This window comes from Salipiger sp. HF18, assembly GCF_011806505.1.
GTDB lineage: Bacteria > Pseudomonadota > Alphaproteobacteria > Rhodobacterales > Rhodobacteraceae > Salipiger > Salipiger thiooxidans.
The window spans coordinates 1-11,194 of the sequence record NZ_JAATOS010000114.1 but is presented as its reverse complement, the minus strand read 5'-3'; the positions used below and the strand labels follow the sequence as shown (position 1 = coordinate 11,194).

Genomic DNA, 11,194 nt, shown 5'->3' with positions numbered 1-11,194 from the left:
CAACCGGGCTTCGGCCGCACCGGCGACGCGTTCTGGGGCTTCGCCCGGCACGGCATCGCCCCCGACATCGTCACCATGGGCAAGCCGATGGGCAACGGCTTCCCGATGGCAGGCATGGCCGCGCGCCCCGACCACCTCTCGGCCTTCTGCGAGGACGTAGGCTATTTCAACACCTTCGGCGGCAACCCGGTGGCCGCGGCCGCGGGCCTCGCGGTGCTGCAGGTGATCGCCGAGGAGGGCTTGCAGGAAAACGCCCGCACCGTCGGCGCCCATCTCAGGGCCGGGCTCGAGGCGGTGGCCGCCGACGCTCCGCAGGTGGCCGCGGTGCGCGGCGCCGGGCTTTTCACCGGCGTCGATCTCTGCTCCCCGGATAGGCCCGACATCCCGGATGCCGCCGTCACCGTGCGGATCATCGACGCCATGCGCGACGCGGGCGTGCTGATCGGGGCCGCCGGGCGCTACGGCGCCACGCTAAAGGCCCGCCCGCCGCTCTGCCTGAACAGGGACGAGGCAGACCGCTTCATCGACGCATTCGCCAACGCCACCCGCACCACCCTGTGACCACACAGACCGGCCGGGCGCCCAGTTCGGCGCCCGCGCCAGCGCCTCCCAAAACGACCACCGCACCACCAAACCGCGCCCACGCCTCCCGCTCAGGCACCCCACCCTTCATCTTGCCAGACAAACTCCCGCCGGAGGCATCCGACCTCCGCCACCGGCACCGCGCCCCAAGATCTCAGAGCACCGCCAGCCGCACACCCACCCCGGCCAGCTGCAGCGCCCGCCCCAGCGGCCCCTGCGGCCGAGCATCGCTCACCAGCACGTCGATCTCGCCCCAGTCCGAGTAGCGCGCCGTGGCCATCCGGTCAAATTTCGAGTGATCCGCCACCACCATGTGGCGCGCGCTCTGGCGCAGCATGGTGGCGTAGACGTCGCCCGCCTCGATCAGCGCGTCCGAGGGGCCGAGCGGCGACATGGCGCTGGCCCCGGTGACCGACCAGTCCGCCGAGTAGTCCGACAGGAAGCGCACGGTCTGCGCCCCGTGCAGCGCGCCCTCGCCCGCGTGGTAGACCCCCGGCGCCACCACCACCTGGATCGACGGGTTGACCGCGAGCGCCGCCGCCACCGAGACCGAATGGGCGATCACCGTGACCTCGCTCATCTCGAGCGCGATGCGCCGCGCGATCTGCGTCGTGGTCGCACCCGAGCCCATCATGATCACCCGCGCCCCGGCCAGCAGCGGCGCCGCGGCTCGGCCGATGGCGGCACGCTCCTCGACCAGCTCCTTGTGGCGCTCCGACAGCGCGGGTTCCATCGGCTGGCGCAGCATCGCACCGCCGTAGGTCCGCGCGATGAGCCCCTTCCCCGCCAGCTCCTCGAGATCGCGGCGGATGGTCTCGGTGGTCACCTCGAGCGTCTCGGCGAGCCGCCCCACGCGCATCGTCGGCGTGATGGAGAGCTGTTCGAGGATCGCCTTCTGGCGCCGTTCCTTCTTGCGCGACATTCCGTTTCCTGCCCGGCGCGAACCCCTGTTCAGCCGATCCAAGCAGAGGTCCCGCCGGCAATCAAGACCGCCCGCCCGTCCCGGCACGCTCATTCACCGCAGGGCGCTCTCCGCGCCTCAGGCAGCGGCAGAACCGCGACGCTGCACGGACAACGGCGCACGCCGCGCCCCCTGCGCGCTACGCGAAACGGGCTCCCTTGTCCCGGGACCGCGAAGATATCCGCCCGCGTCCTCAGTGATCTCTTCACCGAGGACATCAGCCGAAGGCCCCCCAACCGGGGTACTTGCGGGCAATGCAGATGAGCTGGTCCCCGGGGGGATTGAGGTCATGCGCGGACATGCGGGTGACGTTGCGCCGGCGTCGAAACCAACGGCGCGAAACAGTACCGCACCGGCAAGTCGCCAGACGAGACTGCGACACAGAACTCCATCGCGAAACCGCTGCGCAGGGCCTTTCCGCAAGGCGAATACAGCAGAACACTGCATTCCCCCCCCCGGACTCAGGACACAGCGCTCGGAACCAACCGAACTCCGCCTTCTCAGCCACCGGATCGGCTCGCGCGCCAATGTCGCCGCAGAGCCGCCCCCTGCATCGCCCGAACGCAGGCTCCGCAGCAGCACGTTGACCCTGTCGAGGCCCGCCTGGGTCTGGATTTCGGCCAACGCGCCGATGGCGCATTCCATCCCGGACAGGGTGGCGATGAGCGCCGAGACCCGGTCCTCGAGCATGTGCCGGATGCGGATGAGCGGGGCCGAGGAGCGCAGCCGCTGACCACGCCCCCGGCCCTGGCGGTCAGCCCATGCGCTCGCTGGCGTAGCTGCCGGGCGAGGCCGGGAAGACCACGGTCTTGTCGCGGTTCATGAACACCCGGCGGTGGATGTGCGCATGGATGGCGCGCGCCAGCACCTGCGCCTCGACGTCGCGGCCGAGCGAGACATAATCCTCGGGCGATTGCGCGTGGGTCACGCGCACCGTGTCCTGTTCGATGATCGGACCCTCGTCGAGATCGGCGGTCACGTAGTGCGACGTGGCCCCAATCAGCTTCACCCCGCGTTCGAACGCCTGCTTGTAGGGGTTGGCTCCCTTGAAGGAGGGCAGGAAGGAATGGTGGATGTTGATGATCCGCCCCGACATCCTGGTGCACATCTCGTCCGAGAGGATCTGCATGTAGCGCGCCAGAACGATCAGATCGGCGCCGGTCTCCTCGACCACCTCCATGATCCGGCCTTCGGCCTGCGGCTTGTTTTCCTTGGTCACGCGGATGTTGTGGAAGGGGATGTCGTGGTTCACGACAACCTTCTGGTAATCCATGTGGTTCGAGATCACCGCCACGATGTCGATCGGCAGCGCGCCGATGCGCCAGCGATAGAGCAGGTCGTTCAGGCAATGCCCGAAGCGCGAGACCATGATCACCACCTTCATCTTCGCCGCCTCATCGTGGAAGGCGTAGTCCATGCCGAAGCCCTTGGCGGTCGCCGCGAACTGCTCCTGCAGGCCGTCGAGCGAGGCCCCGGTCTCGGACTGGAAGCTCACCCGCATGAAGAAATTGCCGGTCTCGAAATCGTCGAACTGCGAGCTGTCAGTGATATTGCAGCCGTGCTCGGCAAGGAAGGTGGCGATGGCGGCCACGATCCCGCGGGTCGAGGGACAGGTCACGGTCAGGGCGAACTTGCTCATTCGGTCTTCTCCAGTCGTTCGGCGGCCTCGGTCGGCACATGCCGGAGTGTAGCCGCAGCCGGGCGCATCGTCAGCACCGCAAGCCGGTCCCGGCACGACGGATGACGAAGACGTCCGGGGGCGGTCCAGCCCGGTGCGCGTGGCCCGACCGGGAGCCCGCGTGTCAGGCGGCAGATTGACCAGTTTCTCGGCGAGCGCAAGCGTCGGGGCCGCGCGGGTGGACGAGACGCTCACGGTCGGGTCTCCGGTCCGCCGGGTGACCGCCCGCCGGGCGCCTCGGACGCGACCCGTGGGGGCGAAATCGCCCGCGGTGCGGTGCCCCACAGGGATTTCCCTCCGCATCGGTCCGGACGTTTCGACCGAACGCAACCGCTCGCCCGCGCGAAGGACCAATACCCTCCCATACAGATGGAAGTTCCGCCCGAGGCTCAGCGCGCCTGCGGGTAGGTGATGATCGACAGGTAGCGCGAGGGCAGCTCGACCAGCACCTCGGGACCATGCGGCGCGTCGGCGTCGAAGAGCAGCGAGTCGCCGGGCTCGAGCAGGTAGAGCTGGTCGCCGTGGCGATAGTCGATCACGCCCTCGATCATGTATATAAGCTCGATCCCCTCGTGCTGGAAGGCGGGGAAGCGGTCGCTCTCGCTGTCGAGCGTGATCAGGTAGGGCTCGACCACGACGCCCGAGTTGTTCGACCCGATATGGCCCAGAAGCTGGTACTGATGCCCGGCGCGGGTGCCCGCACGTTCGATCTCGACCCCCTGCCCGGCCTTGACGTGCATCGCCCCGCGCGGTTCCTCGAAGCCCGAGAACAGCTGCACGAGCGGCACCCGCAGCGCATTGGCCAGAGCCTGAAGCGTGTTGAGCGAGGGCGAGATGACACCGTTCTCGATCTTGGACAGCATCCCCACCGAGAGCCCGGTCTGCTGCGCCAGCTCGGAGCCGGTCATGCGCTGGCGCTTGCGGAGCTCGCGCACCTGCCGGCCGATGGCGACCTCGAGGTTCTTCTCCCGCAGCTCGCGGACCGCGTGCGGGTTCTGCGTCAGTTTCGAGCTCGCGCCGTTCTTCATGGGGTTTCCAGTTCCGGTCGGGGACCCCCCTCGTGCCGGTCCGGGCACGTTCATGTCAAGCCTCCGTCACCAGTGGGGTCTCGACGGAACGTGCGGGGCGCGGGACGCAGAGGCTGGATCGTCATTCGCACCTCAGGTTTCGAAACAGCTTTGCAGAAGCGGCGGAATGTTCTCGCGGGTCAGCGGCACCGGGTTGCTGCCGGCGGTCGGGTCCTTGAGCGCCGAGGCGCAGAGCGCGTCGAGGTCGGGATCAGAGACGCCCAGCGCGTCGAGCGTCTTGGGAATGTCGAGTTCGTGCAGCAGGTCGTCGATGAAGGTGAGGAAGGCGTCGAAGCTGGGCTCGAGCCCGAGATAGGCGGCGGCGCGCACGATCCGCTCCTCGATGGCGGGGCGGTTGAAGCGGAGCACCGGCAGCATGACGACGCCGTTGGTGGTGCCATGATGGGTGTCGTAGCGTGCCCCGATCGGGTGGCTCAGCGAATGGATCGCACCCAGCCCCTTCTGGAAGGCGGTGGCCCCCGCCGCGGCAGCGGTCATCATCTGCGCCCGCGCCTCGAGGTCCGAGCCGTCGCGATAGGCGCGCAGCAGGTACTCCTTGCAAAGCCGCATGCCCTCGAGCGCCACGCCGTCTGCCATGGGACCGTAGAGCGGCGAGCAATAGGCCTCGATGCAATGGGCGAGCGCGTCGACGCCGGTGCCCGCGGTGATCACGGGCGGCATGCCCAGGGTGAGTTCAGGGTCGCAGATCACCTGCGCAGGCATCATCCTGGGGTGGAAGATGATCTTTTTCTCGTGCGTCTCGGAATTGGTCAGCACCGCGGCGCGCCCGACCTCCGATCCGGTGCCGGCGGTGGTGGGCACCGCGACGACCGGCGCGATGGCCTCGGCATCGGCACGGGTCCACCAGTCGCCGATATCCTCGAAATCCCAGACCGGGCGCGACTGGCCTGCCATGAAGGCCACGAGCTTGCCGAGATCGAGCCCCGAGCCGCCGCCCAGCGCGACCACCCCGTCGTGCCGCCCCTGCTTGAAGGTCACCACCCCCACGCCGAGGTTGCGCTCGTTCGGGTTCGGGTCGACCTCGGCGAAGAGATCCGCGTCCAAGCCCGAGCGGCGGAGGATGTCCATGACCTGCAGGGTCAGCGGCAGACGGGCAAGCCCGCGGTCGGTCACGACGAGCGGCTTGCGGATGCCGGCGGTGTGGCAGGCCTCGGCCAGTTCGGCGATGCGCCCGGCGCCGAAGCGGATCGGCGTGGGCCAGGACCAGTTGGCGGTGATCGTCATGGCTTTCGTCCTTTCGTGAAGACCCGAAATGCACTCATGACTTCAGCCGCGCATGGGTCGGGTCGTAGAGCGGCGACAGCGTCACCTCGCAGGGCACGCGCTCGGTGGCGACCTCGAGCTCGTAGCTCCCGGACAACACCCAGTCGCGGGTCACCCCCTCGGGGTTCTTGACATAACCCATGCCGATGGCCTTGCCCACCGTGTGACCGTACCCGCCCGAGCTGAGGTAGCCCACCCGCTCGCCGTTTCGGAAGATCGTCTCGCGCCCCAGCAGGATCACCTCGGGCGCTGCGGTGACGGTGGCGAGCATCTTGCGCAGCCCCTTGGCTTTCTGCGCCACGATGGCCTCGCGCCCGCGGAACTCCCCCTTGCCGGGCTTCACCGCGAATCCGAGCCCCGCCTCGAGAGGCGTGCTGTCCGGCCCGATGTCCCCGGCCCAGGCGCGGTAACCCTTCTCGAGCCGCAGGGTCTCGATGGCGCGGTAACCCGCGTCGACCAGCCCGTGCGAGGCGCCGGCCATGTGCAGCGCGTCGAACACCGTGGCGGCGCTTTCCACCGGCATGTGCAGCTCCCATCCGAGTTCACCCACGTAGGAGACGCGCAGCGCCCAGACCGGCGCGCCGGCGATGGCGATCTGCCGAGCGGTGCCGAAGGGCAGCGCCGCGTTCGTCAGGTCGGCACGGGTAACACGGGCAAGGATGTCGCGCGCCCTGGGCCCCATGAGCGACAGCACCGCATGGCCCGAGGTCACGTCGATCAGCTGGGCATTGGCCCCCTTCGGGATGCCGCGCTTGATCCAGTCGAAATCGCGGGTGGCAAAGCCGGTGCCGGTGACGATGTAGAATTCATCCTCGGCCCGGCGCAGGACGGTGAGATCGGCCTCGATCCCGCCCCGGTCGTTGAGCATCTGCGTATAGGTCAGGGTGCCGACGGGGCCGCCAATGTCGCCCGCACAGATCCATTGCAGCGCGCTTTCCGCGTCGGGCCCCTTGAGCAGGAACTTGGCAAAGCTGGTCTGGTCGATCAGCACGGCGGCCTCGCGCGCCGCCCTGTGCTCGCGCCCGACGGCGGCGAACCAGTTGGGGCGCCCGTAGCTGTAGATGTCGCCCGCGTGCTCACCTTCGGCGGCGAACCAGTTGGGCCGCTCCCACCCCATCTTCTCGCCAAACACCGCGCCGCGTGCCCTCAGCCGGTCATAGAGCGGCGAGCGCCTCCCGGGCCGTCCGCTGTCGTGTTCCTCCGAGGGCCAGGCCATGGTGTAGTGCTTGCCATAGGCCTCGACTGTCCTCGTGCGCACCCAGTCGGTGTCGAAATGCGGGCGCCCGAAGCGGCGGATGTCGACCGGCCAAAGATCGAAGGGCGGCTCTCCCTTGGCGACCCATTCGGCCAGCGCCATGCCCGCACCCCCACCCGAGGCAATGCCGAAGGCGTTGAAACCCGCCCCAACGAAGAAGCCCTTCTGCTCGGGCGCCTCGCCGAGGATGAAGTTGCCGTCCGGTGTAAAGCTCTCGGGCCCGTTGGTGAGCGTCTTGATCCCCGCCGTCTGCAGCGCGGGAACCCGGCCCAGCGCAAGCTCCATGATCTGCTCGAAATGGTCGAAATCGCTGTCGAGCAGCGTGTAGTGAAAGCCTTCGGGGATTCCCGAAATGGCCCAAGGCTTGGGGTTGGGCTCGTATCCCCCCATGACGAGCCCCCCCACCTCTTCCTTCCAGTAGGTTAGCCGGTCGGGATCGCGCAGGGTCGGAAGGTCGCGGGTCACGCCGTCGATGGGCTCGGTCACCATGTACTGGTGCTCCATCGACACCAGCGGCACGGTCACACCGAGAGGTGCCGCGAACGCGCGGGTCCACTGGCCGCAGCAGGCGACGACCACGCCGGTCCTGATGACCCCGTGCCGGGTCTTCACCCCGGTGATGACGCCCTTCTCGCGCTCGACCGACAGCACGGCGCAATCCTCGATGATCCGCGCGCCCGCCATGCGCGCCCCCTTGGCGAGCGAGAGCGTGATGTCCGAGGGGTTGGCCTGCCCGTCCGTCGGCAGGAAGGCGGCGCCCACCACGTCCGAGACATCCATCAGCGGCCAGAGTTCACGCGCCTCGGAGGGTGTGAGCAGCTGCATGTCGAGCCCGAAGCTGCGGGCGGTGGTGGCCTGTCGCTTGACCTCGGTCCAGCGTTCCTCATTGCAGGCAAGCCGCAGCCCGCCGTTGCGCTTCCACCCCGTCGCCTGCCCGGTCTCCTGCTCGAGCGTGTCGTAGAGCTTGACCGAGTAGCCGAGCAGTTCGGTGATGTTGGCGGAACTGCGCAGCTGGCCCACGAGCCCCGCGGCGTGGAAGGTGGTGCCCGAGGTCAGCTTATGGCGCTCGAGCAGCACCACCTCCCAGCCGAGCTTGGCAAGGTGATAGGCCGTCGAACAGCCGATGATCCCGCCGCCGACGATGACCGCCTGCGCGGTGGTGGGAAAGTCGTTCATGCGCCCTCCTTCCAGGCGTCGAGTGCGGCCTCGAAGCGCGACAGGTTCTCTGCCGTGTAGGCCGCGTATTCGAAGTCGATGTCCGAGCTGATCTCGGACACCATGCTCCACATGGCCTCGCGCAGCAGCGAGGCGCATTTCATCGCCCCGTAGCGTCGCATGTAGCCGGTGTCGGGATCATGACCGTGATAGAGGCGCAGCATCTCGGCCTCCGTGTCTTCGGGAAGACCCGAATTGGAGGCGAGCCCGCCGAGATCGAAGAGCGCGGAGTTGAAGCCGCCGTATTCCCAGTCGACCAGCCAGAAGCGCCCGTCCTCGGCCCGCAGGATGTTCTGCGGCAGCAGGTCGTTGTGGCCAAGCACCAGCCCGACCCTGCCCACCGCCTCTTCCAGCTGCATGGCCTCGGTCATCATCATCGGCAGGCGCACCATGTGGGGCGAGCCGTTCCTCGCGAGGAAGGCGGCGTAGCTGCGCAGCACGTGGAAGACCCAGAAGGTCACCACGGGCCCGGTGAGCCTGGAGGTGAGTTCGCGATGCACGCGCCCCACCAGCGCCACCGCTCCGGCAAGCGTTTCGCGGTCGTGCAGGTCGGCCCCGGTCAGCGCCTGCGAGGTCACGAAATCGGTGACCATGATCCCCGGCTCCGCATGGCGCAGCGCCGGCGAGAGCCCCGCCGCCGCCGCGGCCTCGGTCAGCGCGCGTTCGTTCCAGCGCATGACGAGATGCTCGGGGATGTCCTGCCCCATGCGCACGACGTATCGCTGCCCGGCGTCGGTCACAACGTAGTTGAGGTTGGTGATGCCGCCCGAGAGCGGCTCGATGGTCACAGGGCCGGACCAGAAGTCCATCGCCCGGACGCGGTCTTCCGGTGTCATGCGCCGCGGTCCCTCCTTGCGTGGGTCCCGACCGTGCGCGCGTCACCGGCGGGCGCGGGTCTCCCCTTGGGCAGGCTCGGACCAGGGGAGATCGCCCCCGACCGCGCCGCGCGGCTCTTGCAGGTCAGTACCATGGTTTACTCGGCCGCTTCCGAGCTCTGCAGGTAGCTCTCGAGTCTGTCGTCCATCGCGTGCCGCCACGGCGTGTGGTGCGGCGGCGCCATGGTGCCGGTGATGGGCGAGACATAACCGTTGTCGCGGAAGGACATGATCGCCTTCTTCTTGTGCTTCTTCCACTGGAAAAAGGCCTCGTTGGCGCCATCGACGTCGAAGGACGGGTAGTCGGTCTCGGCGATCAGCTCCTTCACGTAGTCGCCCTGATAGACGATGGCGTCGTGGTCGCTGTCAAAGGCGTCCTCGTCGGCCTGCCGCTTCTGCCAGTCGGCCTCCATGGCCGCGGCATCCGGCAGGGCGATCCTGCCCAAGATGACGTCGCGCACCCACCACGCCTGCGCGTCGAACATGTTGAAGGTGAACCACTGGTCCTGCATCCCGAGGTAGAAGAGCCTGGGGTTCTTCGTCCATACCACGCCCTTGTAGAGATCCGTGGTCGCGAGCCGGTTGGCGGTCTTCAGCCGCAGGTCGTCGGGCAGGAACGGAAAGTGGTGCTTGTAGCCGGTGCAGAGGATGATCGCATCGACCACCTTGTCGGTGCCGTCCCTGAAGGTCGCGGTCTTGCCCTCGACCTTCTCGAGCGCCGGGACCTCGCGCCAGTCATCGGGCCAGTCGTAGCCCATTGGCGCGGTGCGGTGGGCCACGGTGATCGACTTGGCGCCGTATTTCCAGCATTGCGAGCCGATGTCCTCGGCTGAATACGAGGTGCCGAGAATCAGGATGTCCCTGCCCTCGAACTCGCGCGCATCGCGGAAGTCATGGGCGTGCAGGATGCGGCCGTTGAAGCTTTCGAAACCGGGATAGTAGGGCACGTCGGGGAAGGAGAAATGCCCCGAGGCCACGATGACGTGGTCGAAGGTCTCGGAGCTTTCGGTGTCGGTCTCGCCATTGCGGGCAATGACGGTGAAGAGCCCCGTGCCCGCGTCGTAGGTCACGTCGCGCACCACGGTCGAGAAGCGGATCCAGTCGCGCACGCCGGCCTTCTTTACCCGCCCCTCGATGTAGTCGAAGAGCACCGCGCGCGGCGGGTAGCTGGCGATGGGTTTGCCGAAATGCTGGTCGAAGCTGTAGTCGGCGAACTCCAGCCCCTCTTTGGGACCGTTGGACCAGAGGTAGCGATACATCGAGCCGTGCACGGGATTTGCGTATTCGTCGACGCCGGTGCGCCAGTCGTAGCGCCAGAGCCCGCCCCAGTCCGGCTGCTTCTCGTAGCACACGATCTCGGGAATCGCCGCGCCCTGTTCCGCCGCCGACTGGAACGCCCGAAGCTGCGCCAGACCCGACGGCCCCGCCCCGATCACACAAACCCTCATGTCCCTGTTCTCCCTCTGTGCAGGTATTCCCGATGGTTGCAAAGCTTCACTCTGGCGCAACAATATTTCTTGTGGGTTCTGGCGCTGGATGGGAATTTGCAGGGGAAGACAGGTACGGTGCCCACGGATGAGGCAGCGGCCCCGAAACAGGGAGACGGACATGCATTTTCTGGTCCTGCAACACGAGCGGATCGAACATCCGGCGGCCTTCCGCCCGATGATCGAGGGCGCCGGCCACACCTGGTCCGCGGGTCATCTCAACGAAGGCGAGCCGCTGCCCTCGCTCGACGGGGTCGACGCGCTCTGGGTGCTGGGCGGGCCGATGGATGTCTGGGAAGAGGATGCGCACCCGTGGCTGGTGGCTGAGAAGGCCTTCATCCGCGAGGCAGTGGTGGACCGCAACCTGCCCTATCTCGGGCTCTGCCTCGGCCACCAGCTTCTGGCCTGCGCGCTTGGCGGCGAGGTCGGCAGGGGCACGGCCGAGGTCGGCATCCTGACGGTTACGCAGGTGGCGGCCTCGCCCTTCCTCGAGCGCGTGCCCGACCCGCTGCCGGTGCTGCAATGGCACGGCGCCGCGGTGAAGGCCGTGCCCGAGGGCGCCACGGTGCTCGCCACCTCGCCCGCTTGCGCCGTGCAGGCGATGAGCTGGGGCACGCGCGCCTTCTCGACGCAGTTCCACCTCGAGGTCGAGACCGACACCGTGCGGCTCTGGTCCGCAATCCCGGAATACGCAGCCTCGCTCGAAGACACGCTGGGCAAGGGCGCCGTCGCCCGGCTCGAGGCCGAGGCGCAGGCCACCATGCCCGCCTGCAACGCCGCGGCGCGCCGG

General features: G+C 68.1%; 10 protein-coding genes. 3 read left to right on the top strand and 7 right to left on the bottom strand.

The genetic code is table 11. The features are described 5' to 3' along the window. A partial coding sequence (locus HC022_RS11905; RefSeq protein ID WP_167452572.1) for an aminotransferase class III-fold pyridoxal phosphate-dependent enzyme occupies positions 1 to 561 on the top strand: 561 nt, incomplete at its 5' end. Between the two features lie 175 nt (positions 562 to 736). Here the strand turns inward: HC022_RS11905 and HC022_RS11900 are convergent. Next, entirely contained in the window at positions 737 to 1,504 is a 768-nt protein-coding gene (locus HC022_RS11900; RefSeq protein ID WP_167452571.1) for a DeoR/GlpR family DNA-binding transcription regulator, read from the bottom strand. A gap of 622 nt (positions 1,505 to 2,126) precedes the next feature. Between HC022_RS11900 and HC022_RS11895 the strand changes: the two genes are divergently transcribed. Continuing rightward, a complete protein-coding gene (locus HC022_RS11895) occupies positions 2,127 to 2,276 on the top strand; it encodes a hypothetical protein (protein ID WP_167452570.1) in 150 nt (49 codons plus the stop codon). Between the two features lie 21 nt (positions 2,277 to 2,297). On the opposite strand, the gene purU is transcribed toward HC022_RS11895, so the two are convergent. From purU to HC022_RS11865, 6 genes are all read right to left on the bottom strand, one after another. Next, the gene (gene purU, locus HC022_RS11890) at positions 2,298 to 3,182 is read right to left on the bottom strand and encodes a formyltetrahydrofolate deformylase (RefSeq protein ID WP_167452569.1); all 885 of its coding nucleotides are present in this window, start codon (positions 3,180 to 3,182) and stop codon (positions 2,298 to 2,300) included. A 428-nt stretch (positions 3,183 to 3,610) separates the two neighbouring features. Further along, entirely contained in the window at positions 3,611 to 4,249 is a 639-nt protein-coding gene (locus tag HC022_RS11885) for an XRE family transcriptional regulator (RefSeq protein WP_167452568.1), read from the bottom strand. A 132-nt stretch (positions 4,250 to 4,381) separates the two neighbouring features. Then, positions 4,382 to 5,533 carry an iron-containing alcohol dehydrogenase gene (locus tag HC022_RS11880; RefSeq protein WP_167452567.1) on the bottom strand — a complete coding sequence of 384 codons (1,152 nt, stop codon included), beginning with the start codon at positions 5,531 to 5,533 and terminating at the stop codon, positions 4,382 to 4,384. 34 nt (positions 5,534 to 5,567) lie between these two features. Then, a complete protein-coding gene (locus tag HC022_RS11875) occupies positions 5,568 to 8,003 on the bottom strand; it encodes an FAD-dependent oxidoreductase (RefSeq protein ID WP_167452566.1) in 2,436 nt (811 codons plus the stop codon). Next, positions 8,000 to 8,878, bottom strand: coding sequence for a choline/ethanolamine kinase family protein (locus tag HC022_RS11870; protein WP_167452565.1), 879 nt, complete (start codon positions 8,876 to 8,878; stop codon positions 8,000 to 8,002). Before HC022_RS11870 ends, HC022_RS11875 begins: the two co-directional genes overlap by 4 nt. A gap of 137 nt (positions 8,879 to 9,015) precedes the next feature. After that, positions 9,016 to 10,365 carry an NAD(P)-binding domain-containing protein gene (locus HC022_RS11865; RefSeq protein ID WP_167452564.1) on the bottom strand — a complete coding sequence of 450 codons (1,350 nt, stop codon included), beginning with the start codon at positions 10,363 to 10,365 and terminating at the stop codon, positions 9,016 to 9,018. A gap of 160 nt (positions 10,366 to 10,525) precedes the next feature. Between HC022_RS11865 and HC022_RS11860 the strand changes: the two genes are divergently transcribed. After that, a partial coding sequence (locus HC022_RS11860; protein WP_167452563.1) for a type 1 glutamine amidotransferase occupies positions 10,526 to 11,194 on the top strand: 669 nt, incomplete at its 3' end.

Excerpts from the sequence above, each read along its gene's own strand:
- HC022_RS11900 (WP_167452571.1), bottom strand. The coding sequence starts at position 1,504 with ATGTCGCGCAAGAAGGAACGGCGCCAGAAGGCGATCCTCGAACAGCTC.
- HC022_RS11865 (WP_167452564.1), bottom strand. The coding sequence starts at position 10,365 with ATGAGGGTTTGTGTGATCGGGGCGGGGCCGTCGGGTCTGGCGCAGCTT.
- HC022_RS11885 (WP_167452568.1), bottom strand. The coding sequence starts at position 4,249 with ATGAAGAACGGCGCGAGCTCGAAACTGACGCAGAACCCGCACGCGGTC.
- HC022_RS11880 (WP_167452567.1), bottom strand. The coding sequence starts at position 5,533 with ATGACGATCACCGCCAACTGGTCCTGGCCCACGCCGATCCGCTTCGGC.
- purU (WP_167452569.1), bottom strand. The coding sequence starts at position 3,182 with ATGAGCAAGTTCGCCCTGACCGTGACCTGTCCCTCGACCCGCGGGATC.
- HC022_RS11875 (WP_167452566.1), bottom strand. The coding sequence starts at position 8,003 with ATGAACGACTTTCCCACCACCGCGCAGGCGGTCATCGTCGGCGGCGGG.
- HC022_RS11870 (WP_167452565.1), bottom strand. The coding sequence starts at position 8,878 with ATGACACCGGAAGACCGCGTCCGGGCGATGGACTTCTGGTCCGGCCCT.